Annotated in this window: 24 protein-coding genes and 1 riboswitch; of the genes, 12 read left to right on the top strand and 12 right to left on the bottom strand. The window is 39.0% G+C overall.

The window, feature by feature from the left end; genetic code table 11:
* Positions 1-100 precede the first annotated feature (100 nt).
* Positions 101-994: a transcriptional regulator GcvA gene (locus INQ00_RS08790; RefSeq protein WP_197546814.1), complete on the top strand. Its 894-nt coding sequence runs from the start codon at positions 101-103 to the stop codon at positions 992-994.
* Positions 987-2075 (top strand): 23S rRNA (cytidine(2498)-2'-O)-methyltransferase RlmM, encoded by a 1089-nt coding sequence (rlmM, locus tag INQ00_RS08785; RefSeq protein WP_197546813.1) that lies wholly within the window; start codon positions 987-989, stop codon positions 2073-2075. The genes INQ00_RS08790 and rlmM overlap by 8 nt, the downstream gene beginning before the upstream one ends.
* Before the next feature lie 53 nt (positions 2076-2128).
* Here the strand turns inward: rlmM and INQ00_RS08780 are convergent, their stop codons facing one another.
* From INQ00_RS08780 to putP, 4 genes are all read right to left on the bottom strand, one after another.
* Positions 2129-2524, bottom strand: coding sequence for an ankyrin repeat domain-containing protein (locus tag INQ00_RS08780; protein ID WP_232086600.1), 396 nt, complete (start codon positions 2522-2524; stop codon positions 2129-2131).
* Between the two features lie 119 nt (positions 2525-2643).
* Entirely contained in the window at positions 2644-3459 is an 816-nt protein-coding gene (locus INQ00_RS08775; RefSeq protein ID WP_197546812.1) for a hypothetical protein, read from the bottom strand.
* Between the two features lie 114 nt (positions 3460-3573).
* The gene (cmoB, locus tag INQ00_RS08770) at positions 3574-4539 is read right to left on the bottom strand and encodes a tRNA 5-methoxyuridine(34)/uridine 5-oxyacetic acid(34) synthase CmoB (RefSeq protein WP_197546811.1); all 966 of its coding nucleotides are present in this window, start codon (positions 4537-4539) and stop codon (positions 3574-3576) included.
* The gene (putP, locus tag INQ00_RS08765; RefSeq protein WP_197546810.1) at positions 4539-6053 is read right to left on the bottom strand and encodes a sodium/proline symporter PutP; all 1515 of its coding nucleotides are present in this window, start codon (positions 6051-6053) and stop codon (positions 4539-4541) included. Before putP ends, cmoB begins: the two co-directional genes overlap by 1 nt.
* A gap of 117 nt (positions 6054-6170) precedes the next feature.
* Between putP and rng the strand changes: the two genes are divergently transcribed.
* Positions 6171-7646 (top strand): ribonuclease G, encoded by a 1476-nt coding sequence (gene rng, locus INQ00_RS08760; RefSeq protein WP_197546809.1) that lies wholly within the window; start codon positions 6171-6173, stop codon positions 7644-7646.
* Positions 7647-7689: 43 nt separating this feature from the next.
* Here the strand turns inward: rng and INQ00_RS08755 are convergent, their stop codons facing one another.
* Positions 7690-9087 carry an MATE family efflux transporter gene (locus INQ00_RS08755; protein WP_197546808.1) on the bottom strand — a complete coding sequence of 466 codons (1398 nt, stop codon included), beginning with the start codon at positions 9085-9087 and terminating at the stop codon, positions 7690-7692.
* 46 nt (positions 9088-9133) lie between these two features.
* On the opposite strand from INQ00_RS08755, the gene INQ00_RS08750 reads away from it, so the two are divergent.
* Positions 9134-9745 carry a riboflavin synthase subunit alpha gene (locus tag INQ00_RS08750; RefSeq protein ID WP_197546807.1) on the top strand — a complete coding sequence of 204 codons (612 nt, stop codon included), beginning with the start codon at positions 9134-9136 and terminating at the stop codon, positions 9743-9745.
* 71 nt (positions 9746-9816) lie between these two features.
* Here the strand turns inward: INQ00_RS08750 and INQ00_RS08745 are convergent, their stop codons facing one another.
* Positions 9817-10425 (bottom strand): DedA family protein, encoded by a 609-nt coding sequence (locus tag INQ00_RS08745; RefSeq protein ID WP_070775497.1) that lies wholly within the window; start codon positions 10423-10425, stop codon positions 9817-9819.
* Between the two features lie 226 nt (positions 10426-10651).
* Here INQ00_RS08745 and rplY point away from each other — a divergent pair, with 226 nt between their 5' ends.
* The 4 genes from rplY (at position 10652) to folC (ending at position 14102) form a co-directional block, all read left to right on the top strand.
* Positions 10652-10939 (top strand): 50S ribosomal protein L25, encoded by a 288-nt coding sequence (gene rplY, locus INQ00_RS08740; RefSeq protein WP_005698823.1) that lies wholly within the window; start codon positions 10652-10654, stop codon positions 10937-10939.
* A gap of 103 nt (positions 10940-11042) precedes the next feature.
* Positions 11043-11837 carry a tRNA pseudouridine(38-40) synthase TruA gene (gene truA / locus INQ00_RS08735; RefSeq protein ID WP_049356504.1) on the top strand — a complete coding sequence of 265 codons (795 nt, stop codon included), beginning with the start codon at positions 11043-11045 and terminating at the stop codon, positions 11835-11837.
* A gap of 65 nt (positions 11838-11902) precedes the next feature.
* The gene (gene accD / locus INQ00_RS08730) at positions 11903-12793 is read left to right on the top strand and encodes an acetyl-CoA carboxylase, carboxyltransferase subunit beta (RefSeq protein ID WP_197546806.1); all 891 of its coding nucleotides are present in this window, start codon (positions 11903-11905) and stop codon (positions 12791-12793) included.
* A gap of 4 nt (positions 12794-12797) precedes the next feature.
* A complete protein-coding gene (gene folC, locus INQ00_RS08725) occupies positions 12798-14102 on the top strand; it encodes a bifunctional tetrahydrofolate synthase/dihydrofolate synthase (protein WP_197547525.1) in 1305 nt (434 codons plus the stop codon).
* A 56-nt stretch (positions 14103-14158) separates the two neighbouring features.
* On the opposite strand, the gene gltS is transcribed toward folC, so the two are convergent.
* The 5 genes from gltS to queC form a co-directional block, all read right to left on the bottom strand.
* A complete protein-coding gene (gene gltS, locus INQ00_RS08720; RefSeq protein ID WP_197546805.1) occupies positions 14159-15373 on the bottom strand; it encodes a sodium/glutamate symporter in 1215 nt (404 codons plus the stop codon).
* A 36-nt stretch (positions 15374-15409) separates the two neighbouring features.
* Complete coding sequence (gene parC / locus INQ00_RS08715) at positions 15410-17665, bottom strand: DNA topoisomerase IV subunit A (protein ID WP_197546804.1); 2256 nt, start codon at positions 17663-17665, stop codon at positions 15410-15412.
* Between the two features lie 10 nt (positions 17666-17675).
* The gene (nirK, locus tag INQ00_RS08710) at positions 17676-18869 is read right to left on the bottom strand and encodes a copper-containing nitrite reductase (protein WP_197546803.1); all 1194 of its coding nucleotides are present in this window, start codon (positions 18867-18869) and stop codon (positions 17676-17678) included.
* Between the two features lie 16 nt (positions 18870-18885).
* On the bottom strand, positions 18886-20784 hold the full coding sequence (gene parE, locus INQ00_RS08705; RefSeq protein WP_197546802.1) for a DNA topoisomerase IV subunit B: 1899 nt from the start codon (positions 20782-20784) through the stop codon (positions 18886-18888).
* A gap of 196 nt (positions 20785-20980) precedes the next feature.
* The gene (gene queC / locus INQ00_RS08700; protein ID WP_177991377.1) at positions 20981-21658 is read right to left on the bottom strand and encodes a 7-cyano-7-deazaguanine synthase QueC; all 678 of its coding nucleotides are present in this window, start codon (positions 21656-21658) and stop codon (positions 20981-20983) included.
* Position 21659: 1 nt separating this feature from the next.
* Positions 21660-21704: riboswitch (PreQ1 riboswitch) on the bottom strand.
* Between the two features lie 123 nt (positions 21705-21827).
* On the opposite strand from queC, the gene INQ00_RS08695 reads away from it, so the two are divergent.
* Complete coding sequence (locus INQ00_RS08695) at positions 21828-21971, top strand: hypothetical protein (RefSeq protein WP_197546801.1); 144 nt, start codon at positions 21828-21830, stop codon at positions 21969-21971.
* 47 nt (positions 21972-22018) lie between these two features.
* On the opposite strand, the gene ribA is transcribed toward INQ00_RS08695, so the two are convergent.
* On the bottom strand, positions 22019-22666 hold the full coding sequence (gene ribA / locus INQ00_RS08690) for a GTP cyclohydrolase II (protein ID WP_197546800.1): 648 nt from the start codon (positions 22664-22666) through the stop codon (positions 22019-22021).
* A gap of 66 nt (positions 22667-22732) precedes the next feature.
* Between ribA and INQ00_RS08685 the strand changes: the two genes are divergently transcribed.
* From INQ00_RS08685 to INQ00_RS08675, 3 genes are all read left to right on the top strand, one after another.
* Complete coding sequence (locus tag INQ00_RS08685) at positions 22733-23458, top strand: phosphatase PAP2 family protein (protein WP_049381514.1); 726 nt, start codon at positions 22733-22735, stop codon at positions 23456-23458.
* 145 nt (positions 23459-23603) lie between these two features.
* Positions 23604-24521 carry an N-acetylglucosamine kinase gene (gene nagK / locus INQ00_RS08680; RefSeq protein WP_197546799.1) on the top strand — a complete coding sequence of 306 codons (918 nt, stop codon included), beginning with the start codon at positions 23604-23606 and terminating at the stop codon, positions 24519-24521.
* 137 nt (positions 24522-24658) lie between these two features.
* Positions 24659-26098, top strand: a complete 1440-nt coding sequence (locus INQ00_RS08675) for an alanine/glycine:cation symporter family protein (RefSeq protein ID WP_197546798.1) — start codon at positions 24659-24661, stop codon at positions 26096-26098.
* Positions 26099-26164 lie beyond the last annotated feature (66 nt).

Genomic DNA, 26164 nt, shown 5'->3' with positions numbered 1-26164 from the left:
TGAAAGGACAAATGATGTTTTTTTATTTGATGCATAAAAAAAACTAATCCGATATAAATCTTAACCATTATAAACTAAAAATTAGCCATTGGGAAGAATTATGTATAAACGTTTGCCTCCCCTTAATTCATTGAAGTCTTTCGAATCTGCTGCACGACATTTGAGCTTCACAAAAGCAGCGGATGAACTTTTTGTGACACAAGCTGCAGTGAGCCATCAAATAAAATTATTAGAAGATTTTTTAGGTGTCGAGCTTTTTATACGTAAAAATCGTTCGCTCGAATTGACGGAATTTGGGAAAGCCTACTTTGTTGATATTAATAAAGTTTTACGAAAATTGAATGAAGCGACTGAACGTTTATTAACGCTTAAAGCTGAACCACATTTGGCAATTAGCGTGCCACAAACCTTTGGTATTCAATGGCTTGTGCCACATTTGAGTGATTTTAATAAGCAACATCCTGAAATTGAAGTACGCTTGAAGGGCGTCGATCAAGATGAAGGTTTATTGAATAAAGAAATTGATATTGCCATTTATTATGGCAAAGGCGATTGGGAAAATTTACAGGTTGATCGTTTAGGTGAAGAAAACCTCGTGATTTTGGCTGCGCCTTCATTGCTTGAGAAAATACCAGTTCGTTGTCCTGATGATTTGAAAAAGCATACGCTGATTCATACGCATACTCGAGATAACTGGCAAGCGATGGCGGATTATCTCAAATTAGATGATTTGAATATTCAGCAAGGCCCGTTATTTAGCCATACCTTTATGGCATTGCAAGCTGCCGTTCATGGGCAGGGTATTGCGCTAGCGAATCGTATTTTGGCTCAGCAAGAAATTGAAAACGGTCATTTGCAAATTGTGTTACCAGCCGAATTGCGGGATCCAAAATCATTCTATGTGGTCAATCATTTAGATCGTTTAGATGATGAACAAATTCAAGCCTTTAGAACATGGATTAAAGATTCAATTAAATTAGGAAAACATGAATAAATTAGCCTTATATTGTCGAATTGGCTTTGAAAAAGAAGTCGCTGCAGAAATTACCGACCGAGCCTCTGAACGTGGTGTATTTGGTTTTGCTCGCGTAGTAGAAAACAGTGGCTATGTCATTTTTGAATGCTATCAACCAGGCGATGCGGATCGTCTAGCGCGAGAAATCCCTTTTAATCGTTTGATTTTTGCGCGTCAAATGATCGTTGTGTCAGATCTCTTAGAGAATCTCGATCCTCAAGATCGTATCTCACCAATTCTTGCTCAATATAAACGCATTGCAGAAGACATTAATCTTAAGCAAGCGGTAGAATTATTTGTTGAAACATCTGATACCAATGAAGCCAAAGAGCTTTCGACATTTTGCCGAAAATTTACCGTGCCGTTACGCCAAGCGTTAAAAAAACAAGGTTGGTTACAAGGTAAGCCGAATGCAAAGCGCGGTCAGATTTTACATTGTTTTTTCACTCAGCCGAATTGCTGCTATGTAGGGTATTCCTATCTTGGCAATAACTCAACCCATTTTATGGGGATACCACGTTTGAAATTCCCAGCGGATGCGCCAAGCCGTTCAACTTTAAAATTGGAAGAAGCGATTTTAACCTTTATTCCTCGAAATGAAGAAAGTAAACGCTTAAATGAAAATATGGTTGGCGTTGATCTCGGTGCATGCCCTGGCGGGTGGACCTATCAATTAGTGAAACGTGGTTTATTTGTATATGCAGTTGATCACGGCAAAATGGCGGCCAGTTTGCATGATACTGGCAGAATTGAGCATTGTCCTGAAGACGGATTTAAATTTCAACCGCCAAAACGTAAGCATATCGATTGGCTTGTGTGTGATATGGTGGAACAACCAAGCCGCATAGCCAATTTAATCGGAAAATGGCTGATTAACGGTTGGTGCCGAGAAACCATTTTCAACTTGAAATTGCCAATGAAAAAACGTTATCAAGAAGTGATGTTGTGCCTTGAAAATCTTGCAGTGATGTTGGCAGAAAAAGAACTGGAATTTGATATTCAGGCGAAGCATTTGTATCACGATCGCGAAGAGATTACGGTACATATTGCCTTAAAATAGAAGAGACAGTCCTAGGTATTTGGGACAGTCTCCGTTTAATATTGAGTTTAATGCTATCTATAATATTTATAACTTTTTAGTAAGCTCATTATTTCCTTAGATCTTTTTTTATCATGATGTTCTTCTGTTGCATAATGGTACGCATCATATCCGAATTCATTTTTTATGTTTGGCTTGGCGCCATTCTCTAAAAGAACTTCAATAATATCAAGATTTCCATAAAAACAGGCATTTTGAATCGGAGTAAAGTTCAGCTCACCTTGTTGATTCACGTTTGCGCCATTTTCTATTAATAAGATAACATCTTTTTTATTTTGAGAGTTAACTGCTAAGTTTAATAATGTTTCCCCCATGCATCCTAAATCATGTACAGAAGTAATAGGCGAGTAACTGAAAAAAGTTGGGTGATCTTGATATTTTAAAAAAAGTTTTGTTAAATCGTCATTCATAATTGTTCTCTAAATTATCTAATCAGGTCAAAGTAGGATAAATCCTGCTTTACTCATCGTTTTAATGTAAATGCTATTCGTAATTTTGATAGTTTGTTGAGGTCACAACTAATTAATGATTATTCAAATTTTTCTAGCATCATTTTTCTTAATTTTGTAAGATTTTTTGATGAATTATTTTTAAGTGCTAGATAAATTTCATTGTCAACTCTATTTTGAGTTAATAGCATGTTTTCAATATAAGGTATAACTTTCACAGAGTTAATTGAAATCAAGAATGCAATTATCTCATTATATATGTAAGAATTTATATTGGTTTGATTTAGTCTGTTAATTAATAATAGCTCAATTGATTTTGATTTATAGTGTTTTTTTTCTCTTAATGAATATAAAATCCATGAAATAACTTTTGATTTTTTGCTATTTAAGTTTTTTATTAGGTGTTTTTTTATATAGTTTCTGTGGGGGAAGTATGCAGAACTAAATGCAACAGCTAAAATGATAGAATATCTGTTTATATCCCAAATTAAGTTAATATCCTTTTCTATTTCGTAAAACGCTTTTTCTCCTAAATTATAATGTCGAAATAGATGCCCCAAGGAAAATATTGCTGATGACTTTACACTTATACTTTTATCATGACAAATAGAATAAACTAATATAGATAAAATCTCATTTAGTTCAACATCATTAAGCTGTACCTGTATTTGCCCCAAGATAAAAACTGCAATTTCTCTGTGTCGGCTATATCGACTGGCTAAAAGAATATCCTTAATTATATCTCTAATTTCATTATACTGAAAAAATTGTAGTTTTCGGGCGGCTTCATATTGAAAAACCGAATTAGAATTTAGTACTTTGTTCAATAACTCTGTCTTTGATAAATTTTTACATGCTAAAAAAGCATCAAAATTTGAAAAATTTTCGCTTACCATGTCATTTCCTAGTACATTTATCTTTATCATTGCTTAGAGTAACAGCCTTAAATAGAAAAGCAAAGAGCGGTCAAAAAAACATAGGATTTTTTGACCGCTCTTTTATTTAAGCAATTATTTATTGGCTAAAATCACTGCGCGAGTTGGGGCTTGATAGCCTTCGATGGTTTTACTGTGATCATTTGGATCTAAGAAATCAATCAAACTTTCATTTTCTAACCAATCAGTTTTACGTTGTTCTTCTAATGTTGTGGTGGCGACATCCACACAACGCACATTAGTAAAGCCGACTTTTTCCAACCAATTGATGAGTGCAGCAACGGAAGGAATAAAATACACATTTTTCATTTTTGCATAGCGATCTGAAGGCACTAATACCGTATTGACATCGCCATCAACCACTAAGGTTTCTAAGACGAGCTCGCCACCTTTTACTAATTGATTTTTTAGTTGAGTGAGATGATCGAGCGGTGATTTACGGTGATAGAGTACGCCCATTGAGAATACGGTATCAAATGCCGCAAGTGGTTGCATTTCTTCAATACCTAACGGGATTAAGTTTGCTCGACGATCGTTATTTAGTAATTTTCGAACCGCTTCAAATTGGCAAAGGAAAAGTTCGGTTGGATCAATACCCACCACCATTTTTGCACCTTCACCAACCATTCGCCACATATGGTAACCGCTACCGCAGCCTACATCTAAAATGGTACGATCCTTTAATGGCGCAAGATGAGGCAAAACACGATCCCATTTGAAATCAGAACGCCATTCGCAATCCACGTGAATATCAAATAAATGATAAGGTCCTTTTCGCCACGGCATCAATTGCTTCAAATGATGGATAATGCGTTGTTTTTCACCCTCTGAAAGTGGGGAAGTGCGGTCAGATTTCACCGTATTTTTTAAATCAATAGTATCTGCCTGCAAATCAGGGAGAAAATCTACGATTTTTGACCATTTTGCATAATCACCATGGGTTTGTTTTTCCCATTCTTTTAACTGCAAAGGCAACGTTTCTAGCCAAGCAGATAAATTGGTAGTGGCAATTTGTTGATAAAAAGGACGAAAATCAATCATTATTTTGCTTCCTTATAGGCTTTTTCGGCTTTCTCAAAGGTTTCTTTAACTTCATTTTCTGGTTCGGCAGAAAGGAGAGAAACCACAATAATTGCAAGGCTAGCAAGCGTAAAACCTGGGAGCATTTCATAGACGTTAAACCACTCACTGGTTTTAGGAATCACATATTTCCAAGAAAATACGACGGTAGCCCCCACAATCATTCCAATTAAAGCTGCAGAAGAAGTCATACGTTTCCAGAATAAGGAGAAAAGCACCACAGGACCAAATGCTGAACCAAATCCTGCCCACGCAAATTCAACGAGTTTTAATACTTTGCTTTTTTCATCTTGAGCAATCCAAATGGCGATAGCGGCAATAACTAAAACCATCGCACGGCCTAACCATACTAATTCTTTTTCTGACGCTTTTGGACGAATAAACCCTTTATAAAAATCTTCAGTGATAGAGCTTGAAGAAATTAATAATTGTGCAGAAAGTGTACTCATCACAGCCGCTAAAATTGCAGACAGTAGAATACCGGCAATCCATGGATTAAAGAGCAATTTAGCCAGTTCAATAAATACTTGTTCTGGTTCATTATTTACTACGCTCGCAACCCCAGGATTCGCAAAGAAATAAGGGATACCGAAGAAGCCAATACCAATCGCACCTGCGAGGCAAATCACCATCCATGTCATACTAATACGGCGTGCTTTGATTAATGATTTTACCGAATAAGCCGCCATAAAGCGAGCAAGAATATGTGGCTGACCGAAATAACCTAAGCCCCAAGCGGCTAAACTTAATAAACCTAATGGTGTGGTCGCCGTGAATAAATCGGTGAAATCTTTATTCGCTGCGATTTCAGCTTGATGGAGTACTTCAGTAAATTGTGATGTATCGCCCAAACTTAAAAAGATGAAGAGTGGCGTTAAAATTAAGGCAAAAATCATCAAAGTAGCTTGAATGGTATCAGTCCAACTCACCGCTAAAAATCCACCGATAAAGGTATAAATAATGGTTGCTAATGCACCGTACCAAATTGCCGTAGAGTATTCGACAGAAAATAGGTTTTGGAATAATTTAGCACCCGCAACCACACCTGAAGCACAATAAATAGTGAAGAATGCCAAGATGATTGTCGCAGACACAATTTTTAAGAGATTGTGTGATGTACCAAAACGATGATGGAAATATTCCGGTAATGTGAGTGCATTGTTGTTAAATTCGGTATAAATCCGTAAACGGCCAGCCACGAGTAACCAGTTAAAATAAGCGCCGAGAATTAAACCAATGGCGATCCAACCTTCTACTAAACCAGATACATATACCGCACCTGGCAAGCCCATTAATAACCAGCCAGACATATCAGATGCACCCGCAGACATGGCGGTTACAAAACTACCGAGTTTACGGCCGCCTAAAATATAATCGGATAGGTTGTTCGTATAATAATAGGCAAGGACACCGATTAAAATCATGCCGAAAATATAAATACTAAAAGTAATAAGTGTTGGGTCTAAACCAAACATTAACTACCCCAAAAAAAGTCATGAAAATTTGAGAAAGGTCACATTTTACCTTATTTGGGTCTATTATTCTATTTTCCTTTTCGATAGACTTATACCATTAAAACTAAGGTCGAAAAAATGAATTCTGTTGAATTATTAATGAATGTTACGCCCAATGAAACCCGCGTTGCGTTGGTGGAAACGGGCGTTTTAAAAGAAGTTCATATTGAACGCCAAGCCAAACGTGGCATCGTGGGGAATATCTATAAAGGGCGAGTAACCCGTGTTTTACCGGGGATGCAGTCCGCATTTGTGGATATCGGTTTAGAAAAAGCTGCATTTTTACATGCTTCCGATATTGTTTCACATACCGAATGTGTGGATGTGAACGAGCAAAAGCAATTCCGAGCAAAAAGCATTTCTGAACTCGTACGCGAAGGGCAAGATATCGTAGTCCAAGTGGTAAAAGATCCTTTGGGCACCAAAGGTGCAAGATTAACCACAGATATTACATTGCCTTCTCGTTATCTCGTCTTTATGCCAGAAAATAGCCATGTTGGTGTATCGCAACGTATTGAAAGCGAAGAAGAACGCGCAAGATTAAAAGCGTTAGTTGAACCTTTTTGTGATGAGTTAGGTGGCTTTATTATTCGAACCGCTACTGAAGGTGCAACGGAAGAAGAGTTACGCCAAGATGCTGAATTTTTAAAACGTTTATGGCGTAAAGTGCTTGAGCGTAAAGGCAAATATCCAACGCGTTCTAAAATTTATGGTGAACCCGCATTGCCACAACGTATTCTGCGTGATTTTATCGGCTCCAATTTAGAGAAAATTCATATCGATTCCAAACTTTGTTTTAACGAAGTGAAAGAATTTACCGATGAATTTATGCCTGAGTTAAGTGAAAAATTAATGCTTTATACGGGCAATCAGCCGATTTTTGATATTTATGGTGTAGAACGAGGCATTCAAAATGCGCTTGAGAAACGCGTGAATTTAAAATCAGGCGGCTATCTCATTATTGAGCAAACCGAAGCCATGACGACCATTGATATTAATACTGGCGCTTTCGTTGGACATCGAAATTTAGATGAAACCATTTTTAACACCAATATTGAAGCAACTAAAGCCATTGCACAGCAGCTACAACTGCGTAATTTAGGCGGTATTATCATTATTGATTTTATTGATATGCAAACCGATGAGCATCGCAATCGCGTGATTGAATCCTTGGAAGAGGCCCTATCGAAAGATCGCGTAAAAACCAATGTAAATGGTTTCACTCAACTTGGTTTAGTGGAAATGACACGTAAGCGCACACGAGAAAGTTTAGAACACGTATTGTGTGATGAATGTCCAACCTGCCAAGGTCGTGGACGCGTGAAAACGGTCGAAACGGTATGTTATGAAATTATGCGTGAGATCATTCGCGTTAACCACTTATTCTCGAGCGAACAATTTGTGGTTTATGCCTCTCCAGCTGTGGCGGATTACTTAATCAAAGAAGAATCGCACGGTTTATTGCCAGAGATCGAAATGTTCATCAGCAAACAGGTTCAAGTCAAAACAGAGCAGTACTACAACCAAGAACAGTTTGATGTGGTGGTGATGTAAAAGATAAAAGTGCGGTCAAATTCGACCGCACTTTTTACCTTAACTATTTCAATCTTTCTAACTGTTGAATAATGGCTTCATCTGGTTGTGATTGGATTTTTCGCATACGCATAAAGAGTAAAGCAGCAGCAATGGTTAAGGCAATGATAAACGCTACCCAGAAACCTTTTGCGCCGATGCTTGGAACAATCCAATCTGTGCGGGAAAGAATATACCCAACGGGGATACCTACGCCCCAATAAGCAAGTAACGTAATATAAAGGATAATTTTAGTGTCTTTATAGCCACGTAAAATACCGCTCACAACGACTTGTACTGAATCTGAAAATTGATAAATCGCTGCCATCGCTAATAAGCTGCCTGAAAGAGCAATAACGGTGGCATTATCACCAACAATTAATGCGGCAATCTCTGCACTAAATACCCAAATCACCAATGCCAATACACTTGCCGCAATCAAGCCAAGAATAATAGCCGCGTGAGCCATGATTTTGGCTTTTTGTGGCGCGTGATTACCAAGCTCTTGCGCTACTAAAATGGTTGCAGACATCGCAATAGACATGGGGAACATAAAGGCTACAGCACTGGTATTTAAGGCAATTTGGTGGCTGGCGACCACATCCGCACCTAATGGGGAAAGTAATAAACTACTTAATGCAAACAGTGACACTTCACTGCACAGCGCAATGGCAATAGGTAAACCAAGTGCGGTCAATTTTTTCAGTGTTTTGATGTTAGGCTTTTCAATAATCTTTTCAAAGACTTTCAAACTACGTTCGTTATAGTTTTTGGCAGAATAGGTAATCATCAAGATTGCCATCGCCCAGTTGACAATAGCTGTTGCTACACCACAACCGACACCGCCCAGTGCAGGTGCACCAAATTTGCCGTAAATAAACATATAATTCAGCGGAATATTCAGCATTAACCCCATGAAGGTAATCACCATGGCCGGTTTGGTCTTAGCAATGCCATCATTCAAACAGCGGAAATTAATCAGCAATAAATAGGCAGGCAAGCCCCACACCATCGCACGCAAATAATTCATCGTCACATCTGCCATGTGGGCATCCATATTCATAAACTGCAATATGAAATCATTATGATAGATGATGAGTGCAAGGGGTATCATCACTAAAAATGAAATCCAAAGGCCTTGTCTCACTTGGTGAGCAATGCGATGGCGTTGTCCTGAACCATTTAAATAGGAAATTGTTGGTGGCAAGGCGAGTAATAATCCTTGCCCGAAAAGTACCAAAGGTAGCCAAATGGAGGCTCCAATACCGACACCGCCTACATCAGCCGAGCTCACACGCCCAGCCATAATCACATCCACGGTGCCCATGCCAGTTTGAGCTAACTGGGCAAGCCCAATTGGTGTCGCAATTCGGATAAGTTTTTGAATATCAATACGGTATTGAGAAAAAAGACGAGAATTCATAAATTATTGCTATAATATTGGAAAAATTTTTAATGAAGGAATAATAATGTTTACAGGTATTGTACAGGGCATCGCCCAAATTCATGCAATTAAAGATAGCGATAATTTTAGAACACAGATCGTAAAATTACCAGCTGAAATGCGAAAAGGTCTAGAAATCGGTGCATCAGTGGCAAATAATGGCGTGTGCTTGACGGTGACTGAAATTCATGACGATCTTGTGAGCTTTGACTTAATGCAAGAAACCTTGCGTATCACCAATCTTGGCAACTTAAACGCAGGGGATTTTGTCAATATCGAACGCGCAATGCAAATGGGCGCAGAAATTGGTGGGCATATTTTATCTGGCCATGTTTATTGTACCGCAAGCGTTTCACAAATTATTGAAAGCGACAATAATCGTCAGGTTTGGTTTAAATTACCTACTAAAGACGTGATGAAATATATTCTTACCAAAGGATTTATCGCGATTGATGGCATCAGCCTTACTATTGGTGAAGTGAAAGACGATGAATTCTGCGTGAATTTAATCCCTGAAACTTTACATAGAACCTTGATCGGCAAACGCCAAATTGGTGATTTAGTGAATATCGAAATCGATCCACAAACTCAAGCGATTGTGGATACAGTGGAACGATATTTAGCAGCTAAAGCTTAGTTGGAATGAAAAAAAAGTGCGGTAGAAAATGATGTTGTTTTTTACCGCACTTTTTATTGGATTGTATGAGATTAGTTAACTTTAGATTTCTTCGCTTTTTTCCATTTCCAGAATAAGAAAACCGCTAATGCACCAACAAGGATGTAAATTACAAGCTGACCTTTTTGAATTTGTTCGTGTAACCAATCTAAGTTTTTAGCGCCTAATTCGCCAAGATAAACCCAAATTGGTACGGAAATAATAGCCGCACAGAAATCAATTAATACAAAGCGTGTGTAACTGACGCGGCGGGTAATACCAGAAACCATATAAATTGGCGCGCGTAATCCTGGAAGGAAACGAGCCACAAATAAAACACGGTTGCCGTATTGGGCAAATTTTTCACGCACCATTTTTAAGCGTTGTAAGGTGAGTACTTTGCGCATTGGGCGGAAACGAAGAATTCGGGTGCCGTAAATGCGACCAAGCCAATACATACAAGAGTCACCAGCAAGCACACCAATCATACTGACTAATAACATTAAATGGGAATTGACACTTTCAGGATAAAGACCAGCAATTACGCCACCGGATACGAGCGTGATATCTTCTGGAATGGGTACACCAAAGCCACAAATAATAAGAACAAATAGCACCGCCCAATAACCGTAATCGGTAAAAAAGCTGATAAGAAATTCCATTTGAAACCCACTTACAATCAGTTAGTTAAAATTAATTAAAAATTGGGGCTTATTTTAATCGCTTTGCCTTGAAAAGCCTAGAAAAAATTTGCTGAGTAAATTTGCATTGTGGGGCTGAATATTTTATAATCCGTCGCTCTCAAAGTTTGTCTTTGAGCAAATTTAGGAAAATTGCTGGGTCGCCTGCAATTTTTTATTTTAAACTTTTAATCAAGAGAACATTAAAATGGCATTTAAATTTAACGCTGAAGTTCGTCAAGCGCAAGGTAAGGGTGCGAGCCGCCGCCTGCGTCACAACGGTCAAATCCCTGCAATCATTTATGGTGGCAGCGAAGCACCTGTTTCAATCATCTTAAATCACGATGAATTAAACAACGCACAAGCTCACGATTCTTTCTATAGCGATGTAATCACTTTAGTGGTTGAAGGTAAAGAAGTTGCAGTGAAAGTTCAAGCAATGCAACGTCACCCATTCAAACCAAAATTGGTTCACATTGACTTCAAACGTGCTTAATTTTTAGCTTGTGATAAGAACACCAATAATGATGAGTTATTGGTGTTTTTTCTTTTCGGGCAAAGTGCGGTCAAATTTGAAATCGTTTTAGGAGTATTTTCCAATGAAGATAGCCTTAGGCATTGAATATAACGGAAAACAGTATTGTGGCTGGCAGCGACAAGAGAAAGTACGCAGTGTGCAAGAAGAATTAGAAAAAGCGTTATCTTTTGTGGCAAATGAAAAAATTGAAGTGTTTTGTGCGGGCAGAACAGACTCTGGAGTACATGGCACAGGACAAGTCGTGCATTTTGAAACCACAGCAGTTCGTCCTGAAAAAGCTTGGGCATTTGGTACCAATGCGAATTTGCCTGATGATATTTCAGTGAGTTGGGCAAAAGTGGTGGATGATGAATTTCATGCTCGTTTCTCGGCAACCGCGCGTCGTTATCGTTATATTTTATATTGTAATAAATTACGTTCAGCCATTTTGCCAGAAGGAATTACCCATTGCCATTTAGATTTGGACGAAAAGAAAATGCACCAAGCGGGGCAGTTTTTATTGGGCGAAAATGATTTTTCCTCTTTCCGCGCAGCACAATGCCAATCGAATACCCCTTGGCGAAATGTGCATCATTTAAATGTGGTGCGAAAAGGGCAGTACATTATTGTGGATATTCAAGCCAATGCTTTTGTGCATCATATGGTACGCAATATTGTGGGAAGCTTGATAGAAGTCGGCGCAGGCAATCAACCTGTTGAGTGGATGAAATGGTTGTTAGAGCAAAAAGATCGTAAATTAGCTGCTCCAACAGCGAAACCTGAAGGCTTATATTTAGTGAATGTCATTTACCCTGAAAAATTTGCGATTCCACAGAAAAATTTAGGGCCGTTGTTTTTAGAAGATAATCTCATCTGACTAGCAAATTTCGCTAAATTATGATTAAATACGCAAACTTTTCTAGTTAATAAAAAAGGTAAAAAATGAGCTGGATTGATAAAATTTTTAGCAAAGGAACCTCTTCCGCTACATCACGTAAAGCAAACGTGCCAGAAGGGGTTTGGACAAAATGTACCTCTTGCGAACAAGTCCTTTACGGCGAAGAAGTAAAACGTAATTTACATGTTTGCCCAAAATGCGGCCATCATATGCGCATTGATGCTCGTGAGCGCCTTTTAGCTTTATTAGATGAGGGTTCAAGCCAAGAATTGTCGGCTGATTTAGAACCAAAAGATATTCTTAAATTTAAAGATTTAAAAAAATATAAAGATCGTATTACTGCTGCACAAAAAGAAACCGGTGAAAAAGATGCGTTAATCACAATGACGGGTACACTTTACAACATGCCTGTAGTTGTTGCCGCATCTAACTTTAGTTTCATGGGCGGTTCAATGGGCTCTGTTGTGGGTTCAAAATTTGTAAAAGCGGCAGAAAAAGCAATGGAGTTAAATTGTCCGTTTGTTTGTTTCTCTGCAAGTGGTGGTGCACGTATGCAAGAAGCACTTTTCTCCTTAATGCAAATGGCAAAAACCAGTGCAGTATTAGCAAAAATGCGTGAAAAAGGCGTACCGTTTATTTCTGTATTAACTGACCCAACATTAGGTGGGGTATCTGCAAGTTTTGCGATGTTAGGTGATGTAAACATTGCTGAGCCAAAAGCATTAATCGGTTTTGCGGGCCCACGTGTTATCGAACAAACCGTACGTGAAAAATTACCAGAAGGCTTCCAACGTAGTGAATTCTTACTCGAGAAAGGGGCGATTGATATGATCGTGAAGCGTTCAGAAATGCGTTCAACCCTTGGAAACCTTTTAAGCAAACTCACCAATCAACCTTCACCTTTTGTTGAAGTAGAAGTTGTTGAACATGAGTAATACAATAAATTTAAAAGCCACTTCGCCACTCGCTGAGTGGCTTTCTTATTTGGAAAACAGTCACTTTAAAGCTATTGATTTAGGGCTAGAACGCATTAAATCCGTGGCAGAAGAATTGGACCTTTTGAATCCCGCACCTTATGTGATCACGGTGGGGGGGACAAATGGCAAAGGCACGACTTGTCGTTTGCTTGAAACTATTTTGTTAAATCACGGTTTGCGTGTGGGTGTGTATTCCTCACCTCATTTATTGCGTTATAACGAACGTGTTCGTATTCAAAATCAAGACTTACCAGATGAAATGCATACCGCTTCTTTTGATTTCATCGAAAAGTATAAAACGCAGTCCCTCACTTATTTTGAATTTAGCACCTTATCAGCTTTGCATTTATTCAAACAAGCGAAGCTTGATGTCGTGATTTTAGAAGTAGGGCTTGGTGGACGCTTAGATGCAACCAATATTGTCGATAATGATCTGGCGGTTATCACCAGTATTGATATTGATCATATAGATTTTCTAGGTTCAACTCGCGAAGAAATTGGCTTTGAAAAAGCGGGGATTTTCCGCGCGAATAAACCGGTTGTAATTGGCGAACCCAATGTTCCGCAACCAATGCTAGAACAAGCGGAGAAATTACATTGCCACGTTTCACGCCGAGATGTCACTTGGTCGTTTAAAGCCAATGAGCAAACTTGGATGTGGCAGAGCAATAAAGTGCGGTTAGAAAATCTGCCGTTTTGCCAAATTCCATTAGCTAATGCGGCAACAGCTTTGGCTGCTGTTGAACAGATGCCTTTTGATATTTCTGTCGATACCATTAAACGTTCATTAATTGAAGTGGAATTAGTGGGTCGTTTCCAACAATTGAAAGGTAATCAATTAGAAAAATTGGCAGAACGCTTGGATGTATCCTATTCACAGTTGCCAAAAGTGATCATCGATGTTGGGCATAATCCTCATGCAGCAAAATATTTAGCCGAGAAATTGGCCGCACTTAAAGCACAAATATCAGGTCGCATTATTGCCGTTTGCGGAATGTTAAAAGATAAAGATGCCGAGTCGGTGTTTACCCAACTTATTTCCGTTATTGACCAATGGCATTGTGTAACATTAGGCGGTTGCCGTGGTCAATCGGGTGATGACTTAAATGCAAAATTAACATCAGTTTACCCATCAGCAAGAAGTGTTTCTGAAGATTCTGTAGTTGAAGGTGTGCAAAGTGCGGTTAAAAATGCAGATAAAAATGACATTGTGCTGGTATTTGGATCTTTCCACACCGTAGGGGAATTTTTAGAATATTTAGCATAATGGGTTTGCAAAGTAAAAAGGCTGACAAAATGTCAGCCTTTCTTTTTCACGTTTTATTAGTGAAGCGCTTCAACAACGTTTAAGAACATTTTTAAGATACCGGCATTTAATAAGTCGATAAAGAATGCCCCTACCATTGGTACGATTAAGAATGCTTTGTGAGATGGTCCGAAACGACTGGTAATCGCTTGCATGTTAGCAACGGCAGTTGGTGTTGCGCCGAGACCGAAACCACAGTGACCCGCACTTAATACAATCGCATCATAATCTTTGCCCATCATGCGGTATGTGACGTAGATAGCGAAGAAAGCCATGAAGACCACTTGAACCGCTAAGATAACTAATACATCTGTTGCAAGACCCGCTAATTCCCAAAGTTTGAGAGACATTAAAGCAATCGCTAAGAAGATAGATAAACCTACGCTACCTAATACATCAATCGCTGAATCAGCCACTTGGAATTTGAATAAGTGAGTTAAGCTGTTACGAATGATTACACCTGTAAACAAACACCATACGAATGTTGGTAATTGAATGTGTGTACCTTTTGTTAAGCCATCTAAATATTGACCGATGAGTAAACATAAAGAAAGCATCGCGATGGTTTCAATGATTGAGCGCGCATTCACTTTACGTTTATAAGTTGGGTGCTCAAATGCTTCTTGTACGTCATCTACTTCATCATTCTCTGGATTCTCACCTTGTTTTTGATGATTTAATAAATAACGAGATACTGGACCACCTAAGATACCACCAAAGACTAAACCGAATGTAGCACACGCCATGGCGATTTCTGTCGCAGCCGGTAGATTAAATTCTTTAGTGAATGTTTCTGCCCATGCCGCACCTGTACCATGACCACCGGTTAGGGTAACTGAACCAGCAAGTAAGCCGTAAGCAGGATCAATGCCTAATAATTGAGTACCTAAAATACCGATGATATTTTGGCAAACAATGAGTATTGCTGCCGCCAATAGGAAGATAACTAATGGTTTTCCGCCTTTAATTAAGCGAGCAAAGTTTGCACTTAAACCGATAGAGGAGAAGAATACCAACATCATAGATGTTTGTAAGCTTTTCTCAAAAGTGAATGAAGTGCCATTTACTTTGTATAAAATGGTTAATGCAATAGCCACAATAAAGCCGCCAACAACAGGTTCAGGGATATTGAATGTTTGTAAAACGCGAATACGTTTTACTAGAAAATAACCAAGTAATAATACAAAGCTTGCTAAAGCAAGAGTTTGATAGGTATCAAAAACAATATTCACGAAATATCCTCCTATTTAGTTTGGTTTCGAGAATTCTTATGAGTTGTGTTCGGGTTCAACTACCACAATATCAACATTGCTATGTAATCCACGTGGTAATTGAGAGCCTTTTCTGCCGCGTTCCGCACGGAATTTTTGCAGATCTTCCGGTTTTAATGTGATTTTTCGTTTGCCGGAATGGAACTCAAGGCTGGCTTGTTCTGAAATTAAGAACAATTTCACCAATAATTCTGACCGCGCTTTTGCATTCGTTGCTGGAATACTGATGATTTTGTTGCCTTTCCCTTTTGATAATACCGGTAAATCCCGTACCGGAAAAATCAGCATTCGACCCGCTGAAGTGAGGGACACAAGAAGTGAGGTCGACTCGGAAAGTGTCTCAGGTTTCAAGACTTTCGCATTTTCTGGCAAAGAAATCAAGGCTTTTCCTGCTTTATTACGTGCAATTAAATCTTCAAATTTGCAAATAAAACCATATCCTGCATCTGATGCCATCAATAATTCTTGTTTTTCAGTTTCCATAATAACCTGTTCAATGGTCGCACCAGCCGGTAATGTAAGTTTACCGGTGAGCGGTTCACCTTGGGAACGCGCAGAAGGCAAGCTTAATGGATCTAAAGCATAGCTACGACCAGTACTATCAATAAAGATCACTGGTTGATTGCTTTTACCGCAAGCGTGAGAGAGATATTTATCGCCTGCTTTGTAGCTTAATCCTTCCGGATCAATGTCATGACCTTTTGCACATCGTACCCAGCCCATTTCAGATAAGATGACCGTAACTGGTTCAGCTGGAGTCATTTCACTTTCAGAAATAGCTTTCGCTTCTTCACGCTCAACTAATTGAGACATTCTAGGGCTGGCGTATTTTTTCGCATCTTCTTGAATTTCTTTTTTAATCAGGGTATTTAAGCGACGTTCAGATCCTAAAATTAACTCTAAATTTGACCGCTCTTCTTCAAGTTTATCTTTTTCAGCTTGTAATTGATGTTCTTCTAATTTAGCTAAATGGCGTAAACGTAAGTTTAAAATGGCTTCTGTCTGTTCATCACTTAAGTTAAAGCGAGCCATTAAAACTTGTTTTGGTTCATCTTCAGTACGAATAATCTCAATCACTTCGTCAATATTGAGGAAGGCAATCATCAAACCATCTAAAATATGTAAACGAGCGAGTACCTTATCTAAACGATGTTGTAAACGACGTGTTACTGTTGTGCGACGGAATGTCAGCCACTCAGTGAGAACTTGAAGTAAGCCTTTTACGGCTGGTTTATGATCAAGCCCGATCATATTCATATTCACACGATAGCTTTTTTCAAGATCAGTCGTCGCAAATAAATGCGCCATCAAGGCATCTGTGTCAACGCGATTTGAACGTGGTACAAGCACGATACGCACAGGATTTTCGTAATCTGCTTCATCACGAATATCTTCCACCATTGGCAATTTTTTCGCGGTCATTTGCTCAGCAATTTGTGCAATGATTTTTGATGGTGAAGATTGATGAGGAAGTGCGCTAATGATGATTTCACCATCTTCTTTATGCCATGTTGCGCGCATCTTAATAGAGCCACGACCGGTTTCATACATTTTGCGAATATCATCTTTAGGGGAAATAATTTCCGCTTCAGTTGGGAAATCAGGGCCTTGAATGATATTGAGCACATCATCTAATCCTGCTTTTGGATTATCTAATAGCATCACAGCTGCATCTGCTACTTCATTAATATTGTGTGGAGGAATATCTGTTGCCATTCCGACGGCAATCCCGGTAGTACCGTTTAACAGAATATGAGGTAAACGCGCAGGTAAATATTGTGGTTCTTCTAAAGTGCCATCAAAGTTTGGTTGGAAATCAACAGTGCCTTGACCTAATTCAGTTAATAGAATTTCAGAAATTTTGGACAGGCGAGATTCTGTATAACGCATTGCCGCGAATGATTTAGGATCATCTGGCGCCCCCCAGTTTCCTTGACCATCTACCAAAGGATAGCGATAAGAAAAGGGTTGTGCCATTAATACCATGGCTTCATAACAAGCGGAGTCACCATGTGGATGGAATTTACCTAACACATCACCGACGGTACGTGCGGATTTTTTAAATTTTGCCGCGGCATTTAAACCCAGTTCAGACATCGCATAGACAATACGACGTTGAACGGGCTTTAAGCCATCGCCAATAAAAGGCAATGCACGATCCATAATGACGTACATTGAATAATTAAGGTAAGCCTTTTCTGTAAAGGTGCGAAGTGGCATCTGCTCGATGCCTTCGTAGTTAATATTGCTCATATTCTTCTATCTATTTTCTTGTTGCACCGGAATTCCCATCGGAATGTTCGTGAGGAGAATGTCCCATATCCATTCCTTTGTGACTGTCAATTTCGTAAGGAACAGGTTGTGGTTTTTGTGGATTGGCTTCTTTAAAGGCTTCGTCTTTTAATTTACCGGAATAAATATTAGGATTTTTTTCGCCTTCTACCACTATTTGTCCCATTGTACCTTTATTTACAGCACGGAAAATGGAGTGATCCATAAAGACATAAGTACCCGGCACATCAATTCGAGTTTCTACCATGGTGGCACTGCCAGATGGAATCAAGGTCGTTTGAACATTGTGATTAACAAGTGTGCCGCCTTCTACATACACATTGTCAAATACCGCACCGATTAAGTGGAAAGAAGAACATAAATTAGGCCCTGCATTTCCTACGAATAGACGAATGGTTTCACCGGTTTTCGCTTTTAAGGCATTTCCATCCATAGTTGCACCGACTTTACCGTTGAAGAGGACGTATTCAGGACGTTCATCAATGGCTTTTTGCATACTGAATGGTTGCAAGCCAGGATCGCCAAATTCACCTTTTGTATAGAATTCACTTTGCATAATGTAAAATTCACGATCCACTTTTGGTAAGCCTTCTTTTGGCTCAACTAAAACTAAACCATACATCCCTTTAGCAAGGTGAATATCAACAGGCTGACTGCCACAATGGTATAAATAAATGCCAGAGCGTAATGCCCTAAATTGGAAGGTTGATGTACGTGTTGGTGGGGTTTCACTTGCGATAGCGCCGCCCATTGGCACAGCGGCAGCATGGAAATCGATACTATGCGGCATCATTGAACTCGCTGAGTTGGAAAGTTGCACTTCCACCATATCGCCTTCACGTACACGAATAAACGGAGCTGGCACGCTGCCGTTTAATGTCCAGAATTTAAATTGCACACCATCCATTAAATCCATAATTTGCTCAAGTGCGGTCAGTTTTACCACAACTTTTGCAGGGTAATTACGTTCAATCGGTTTTGGTACATTTGGCGCAAGCGTCAGTTCAGCTTCAATTTCAGGTAATTTTTCAACCGCAGTAGTTGCCGTATTAGAGGGCTTTTCCTCTGCTTGAGCAGAAGGAACAAGGCTTAAACCTGCACCCAATGTAATTGTTGCTAGGCTTAGTGCACTATTCTTAAAAAAATCTCGACGTTGTTCGTTCATGATTAACCTCAAATAATTAAACAGCTAAATCCACTTGATCGCCATTGGTTTGCAACCAATTTTTGCGATCTTCCGCTCGTTTTTTGGCGAGTAACATATCCATTAATTCTAATGTTTCTGCCCCTTGATCTTCACCTAGCTCATAGGTTAATTGAACTAAACGGCGTGTATTAGGATCCATGGTGGTTTCACGTAATTGTGACGGATCCATTTCACCCAAACCTTTGAAGCGTTGTACGTTTAAGGTACCTTTTTTACCTTTTAAGCGTTCTAAAATCGCTTCTTTTTCGTTTTCATCGAGGGCATAAAACACTTCTTTGCCTAAATCGATACGATAGAGTGGAGGCATTGCTACATAAACATGCCCATCTTGTACCAATTTCGGAAAATGACGTAAAAAGAGGGCACAGAGTAGAGTGGCAATATGCAAACCATCAGAGTCCGCATCGGCTAAAATACAGACTTTACCATAACGAAGTTGAGATAAATCTTCATTATCAGGATCGATACCAAGCGCCACTGCAATATCATGAATTTCCGTTGAGCCAAGTACTTGATCACTAGCCACTTCCCAAGTATTTAAGATTTTTCCACGTAACGGCAGAATTGCTTGATATTCACGGTCACGAGCCTGTTTGGCTGAGCCGCCCGCAGAGTCACCTTCTACTAAGAATAATTCGGTTTTTTCTAAATTTTGTGATGCGCAATCGGCTAATTTACCCGGTAGAGCAGGACCGCTGACTAATTTTTTACGTACGACTTTTTTAGCGGCATTTAAACGACGTTGTGCAGAGCTAATAGCCATTTCAGCTAAGCGATCCGCATCTTGCACGTTTTGATTCAACCATAAACTGAAGGCATCTTTTAAAACACCTGCAACAAAGACCGCACTTTGACGGGAAGATAAGCGTTCTTTCGTTTGGCCGGCAAATTGAGCATCTTGCATTTTCAGTGAAAGAATATAAGCACAGCGATCCCAAATGTCATCTGCTGTTAATTTCACCCCTCGTGGTAATTTATTGCGGAATTCGCAATATTCGGTCATGGCATTGAGCAAGCCTTGGCGAAGACCATTTACGTGTGTTCCGCCTTGAACTGTCGGAATCAAGTTTACATAGCTTTCAGCAATAAGCTCGCCACCTTCAGGTAACCATAATAATGCCCAGCTTACCGCTTCTGTGGAGCCTTTAAATTCACCAACAAAAGGTTTTTCAGGCAAAGTTTCAAAACCATTCACCGCTTCGGTTAAGTAATCGGATAGACCATCTTGATAGCACCACACATCTTCGGTGTTATTCACTTTATCGACAAATTTAATTTCTAAGCCTGAACAAAGTACGGCTTTCGCACGTAATAAGTGGCGTAAACGGCTGACAGAAAAATTCTTGCTATCAAAATATTTTGGATTAGGTTTGAAGCGAACGGTGGTGCCGGTCGTACGTCTGCCACAAGTTCCGATGACTTCTAATTCTTCTACTTTTACGCCATTTTCAAAAGCAATTTTATATACTTCACCGTTACGTTTAACTTGAATATCAACGCGTTCAGAAAGGGCATTCACGACAGAAATCCCCACCCCGTGTAAACCACCAGCAAATTCATAGTTTTTATTTGAGAACTTACCGCCAGCATGAAGTTTGGTTAAGATCACTTCGACACCAGAAACGCCTTCAGTTGGGTGAATATCCACTGGCATTCCGCGACCATTATCAATGACTTCAAGTGATTGATCAGCGTGTAAAATCACTTCAACTTTGGTGGCAAAACCCGCAAGGGCTTCATCCACACTGTTATCAATAACTTCTTGTGCAAGGTGATTCGGACGGGTTGTGTCCGTGTACATACCGGGGCGAATTTGCACCGGTTCGAGATCTTTTAGAACCGTAATTTCTTGAGCAGAATAATTTGTAGTCATTTTTAAAATTAGTTACTTATTTATAAAAAAATTAGCGTGATTTTATCAAAAAATGACGCGTTTATAAAATCAAAGATAAGAAAAGATAAGGATACTATATCAAGTAAAAGTGCGGTCAAAATTTGACGTGAATTTTGACCGCACTTGGGGTTCATTTGAATCTATTTAATCTGTTATGGAGTGAGTTATCGAGATACTAAGCTTTTGCTTTTGTTGCTAAATATTCCTGCAAGCCTTTATCTCTCAATTTGCAGCTCGGGCATTCTCCACAGCCTCCTTCTACACCTTCATAGCAAGTGTGGGTATGCTGACGAACATAATCTAACGCACCTAATTCATCAGCTAATGCCCAAGTTTGTGCTTTGGTGAGATACATTAGCGGTGTTTTTAAATTGAACGGATAATCCATGGCTAAATTAAGGGTGACATTCATGGATTTGATAAACACATCGCGACAATCGGGATAGCCACTGAAATCTGTTTCACATACGCCTGTGATAATGTCATTAATACCTTGGCCTTTTGCATAAATCGCCGCATACAATAAGAATAGCGCATTTCGTCCATCCACAAAGGTATTAGGTAATTCACCGTCTTTTTGCTCAATGTCAGCGTTTGCATCCATTAAGGCATTGTGGGTGATAGATTTGATGACGGACGTATCAATCAACGTTTGTTTTACGCCGAGATCTTTGGCGATCCAACGGGCTTTTTCTAATTCTATAGCGTGACGTTGGCCGTATTGAAAGGTGACGGTTTCGACATTTTCTACGCCATATTCGGCAATAGCTTGAATTAAACAGGTTGTGGAATCTTGTCCACCAGAGAAGATTACGAGGGCTTTACGATTGTGATTAGGATTTGAAATATTCATAGGATACCTAGTTTTTTTATGTAGGAGGTTTGCGAACTACAAGTTAAAAATAAGGCGGTATTGTAGAAGTCAAAGATAAATTTTGCAAGAAAAGGACTAATTTAAGCAGGTAAGGCCAACAAAAGTTATGATACAATTTGGACAAGTTAGTTTTAAAAAGGTAAACACAATGAAAAAATTAATTCTTATTGTTATCAGTGCATTAGTGATTTCAGCTTGCGCAAATAAAGACGTTTATTTTAATGGTTCGGAAGGATCCCATTCAGGCATGAAATTTGATAAAGACACTAGTCATTGGGGCGTTAATCAATAATTGTTTTGGCAAAAGAAAAGCCATACAACAGTTGTATGGCTTTTTTATTAAATCACTTCTTCTTGGCAATGTGGGCAAGTCATTAAATGCTCTTCATTATTATGCACAATATAATGGCCCATTTTTTTTGCTTTGGTATCAAGATATTTCGTATTGTAACGGTTTTCACCTACATTCAATGGCACACGCTCTACGATATTAATGCCCGCTTTTTTTATGGTTTCTACTTTTTGCGGGTTGTTTGTCATTAAGCGAACTTGTTTCACACCTAATAATTCAAACATATCGGCACACACATTAAAGTTACGTTCATCAGCTTTAAAGCCTAATGCAAGGTTGGCCTCAATGGTATCCATGCCTTGATCTTGTAACGAATAAGCTCGAATTTTATTAATTAAACCAATGCCACGACCTTCTTCACGATGATAGATCAACACACCACGACCCGCTTCGCTAATTTGACGTAGCGCAGCCGCCAGTTGGAAACCACAATCACATTTCAAACTGTGTAATGCATCACCTGTTAAGCATTCCGAATGAATACGGGCGAGCACAGGCTCATCTTGGTTTGAAATATCACCCATTACTAATGCGACATGTTCTTTTTTTGTATCGGGAAATTCAAATCCGACCATTTTAAATATGCCATATTCGGTAGGCAAATTGGCTTGAGCAACCAGTTGGATTTTTGACATAACTTATCCTTTTTCAACTTTATTCTGCTAAAATATGAACTTTATTTTTATTATCAAGAGGCAACAATGTTTAAAAGGCTGTCATTATATACGTTATTCCTTTGTCTTGTACCATTTTTTGTTTGGGGTTTTGCTTATCATTGGCATGGAAACAACCAATTAATGGAATGGGATTATTGGCTTTATCTTTTAACCGAAACAGGTAGTGTGCCTTACGCTTTAATTACCTGTGGTGTGTTTGCTTTACTTTTCCGTTTTCTTTTTGAAAATCGTAAACAGTGGATTATGGGAGTGATTGTAATGGGCCTGTCGGTATTATCCACACAAGTGATTAAAACAGGTTTAAAAACGGTTTTTGCCGAGCCACGTCCTTTCACCGTCTATTTAGCAGAAAAAACAGAAAGCACTACGGATGCTTTTTATCATCAAGATCGTTCAGAGCGTGCAAAATTAGTGGATAAATTTTATTCTACACAAGCAGATACCCCAGCTTGGTTAAAAGCGCATTATGAAGATGAAACAGGTTATTCTTTCCCATCAGGACATTCTATTTTTGCAGCCACTTGGCTAATGTTAGCCGTTGGATTTAGCCAATTATTAGGTAATCGTTCTTTTAAGGCGGAATTACTGATTGGTGCCATGACCATTTGGGGCGTATTAATGTTGATTAGCCGCGTACGCCTTGGGATGCATTATCCAATCGATTTATTTGTGGCGATAATTTCAGCATGGATTGTTCATTTAATTATTTTTGGTTTCTTACAGAAGAAAGGCTTGTTTAACAATAAATAGCATCAAAGACCGGTTTTAGTGATAAAGCCGGTCTTTTTTATTGCTTGTAGAAAATATGATTTTTGTCATGGATTTTCATTTTGATTTCAAGGAAAATACAACCTATAAATTTCAATAATTTTGACCGCTCTTTTAAGGAGACAATATGTATTACGGTATTGATATTGGTGGCACAAAGATTGAATTGGCTGCCTTTAATGAAAAATTAGAAAAGCTTTATACCGAGCGTGTGCCAACGCCACAAACGGATTATCAAGATTGGTTGCAAGCGATCAAAACTTTAGTCGAACGTGCAGATGCTCACTTTGGTGAAAAAGGCACGGTAGGCCTTGGGTTGCCAGGTTTTGTTAATTTGACAACAGGGCTTGCTGAAGTGACGAATATTCGTGTCGCAGATAATAAACCCATTTTAACTGATCTTGAGAAAATACTCGGGCGTGAAGTACGAGCTGAAAATGATGCAAATTGTTTCGCGCTTTCTGAAGCTTGGGACGAAGAGAATACCCAATATCCTTCCGTATTAGGGCTGATTTTAGGCACTGGTTTTGGTGGTGGCTTTGTGATTAACGGCAAAATTCACTCAGGACAAGTGGGGATGGCAGGGGAGTTAGGGCATCTTCAATTAAATTATCATGCCTTAAAATTATTGGGTTGGGATAAAGCCCCTATTTATCAATGTGGTTGTGGTAATCACGCTTGTTTGGATACGTATATTTCAGGTCGTGGCTTTGAAATGTTGTACCGTGATTTAAAAGGCGAGGAATTATCAGCGAAAGAAATTATCGATCGTTTTTATGCGAAAGAGGAAAGTGCGGTTGATTTTGTTCGCATTTTTGTAGAGTTAGCGGCTATTTCTATCGGTAACATTATCACTGCATTTGATCCACATATGATTGTTCTTGGTGGTGGTTTATCGAATTTTGATTATCTCTATGAAGCGTTACCAAAAGCATTGCCACCTCATTTAATGCGTAGTGCAAAAGTGCCACCAATCAAAAAAGCAAAACATGGTGATTCTGGTGGAGTGCGTGGTGCTGCAGCATTATTTTTAAAACGTGAATAGATTTAATCTAAAAATACAGCAAAAATCTGAATAAATTTTGTGTTATAGGATAAAAATCCAGTTTCTTTTTAAGAAAACTGGATTTTTTCTTTTATCTCTCTACAATCAAAATATTGATTTTTTTAAGCGAGGTTTTTATGTTGACAGAATTTGGGAACTGGATTGAGCAAGGTTTAACATGGGTTGTTGAACATTTAGATGAGCCATTATGGAATATCACGATTGTTATTTTATTAGGTGTAGGCTTATTTTTTACGATTACAACAGGCTTAGTACAATTGCGTCTTTTCCCTGCAAGTATACGTGAAATGTGGTTTGGACGTGCTACTGAGGGGAATTCTTTAACACCATTCCAGGCATTTGCAACAGGGTTAGCCAGCCGAGTTGGTGTCGGTAATATCAGTGGTGTGGCAACAGCTATTGCGCTTGGTGGTGAAGGTGCCGTATTTTGGATGTGGGTAACGGCATTTATTGGCATGTCGAGTGCTTTTGCAGAATCTACCTTAGCACAAGTATTTAAAATTCAAGATAAAGATGGCTCTTTCCGTGGTGGCCCTGCTTACTACATTACACAAGGTTTAAAATCACGTTGCTTAGCAGTAGCGTTTGCTGTATCACTTATTTTTACCTTTGGTTTTGCATTTAATTCAGTACAAGCAAACTCAATCGTAGAAGCAACTAAAAATGCTTGGAATTGGCAAGGTGAATATGTTGGTCTTGTTTTAGTTATTTTAACTGCCGCGATTATTTTCGGTGGCGTGAAACGTATTGCGACCATTTCTAGTAGCGTAGTACCGATGATGGCACTCTTTTATCTAATTATGGCGGTAATTATCTTAGGCATGCATATTGATATGATCCCAACGGTAATCGCCAATATTTATAAAAGTGCCTTTACTTTCCAATCTGCAGCAGGTGGAATGTTTGGTGCTTTAGTCTCTAAAGCCATGATGATGGGGATAAAACGGGGATTATTCTCTAATGAAGCAGGGATGGGGTCTGCACCAAATGCGGCCGCTGCAGCACATGTAAAACATCCAGTAAGCCAAGGTTTAGTGCAAATGCTTGGTGTGTTTGTGGATACCATGATCGTCTGTACTTGTACGGCAGTGATTATCCTGCTTTCAGATAATTACGGCAGTGAAACACTGAAAAGTATTTCCTTAACGCAAAATGCATTGCGTTATCATGTAGGAGAGTTCGGAGTACACTTCTTAGCTTTCATCTTATTGCTTTTCGCTTATTCCTCTATCATTGGTAACTATGCTTATGCGGAAAGTAACATTCGCTTTATTAAAAATAAACCTTGGTTTGTATGGTTGTTCCGCTTATCGGTATTGTTCTTTGTTTATTTCGGTTCAGTAAAATCAGGCAATGTCGTGTGGAATTTTGCGGATACGGTGATGGCTGTGATGGCAATCATTAACTTAGTCGCGATCGTTTTACTTTCCCCGATTGTGTGGAAGTTAATGAAAGACTATCAACGTCAATTAAAAGAAGGAAAAGAGCCTGAATTTAAAATTGGCCTCTATCCTGAAATTAAAAAACGAGTATTAGATCATCGAATTTGGAAATAAATTTTGATAGGCACAATAAAGGCGGGATATCCCGCCTTTATTGTTTTAAATTGATCTGAAAATTGA

Origin of the sequence: Haemophilus parainfluenzae, from assembly GCF_014931275.1 — a bacterium.
Classification (GTDB): Bacteria; Pseudomonadota; Gammaproteobacteria; order Enterobacterales; family Pasteurellaceae; genus Haemophilus_D.
The sequence above is the reverse complement of the archived record's forward strand: the minus strand, read 5'-3'. Positions and strand labels throughout refer to the sequence as shown.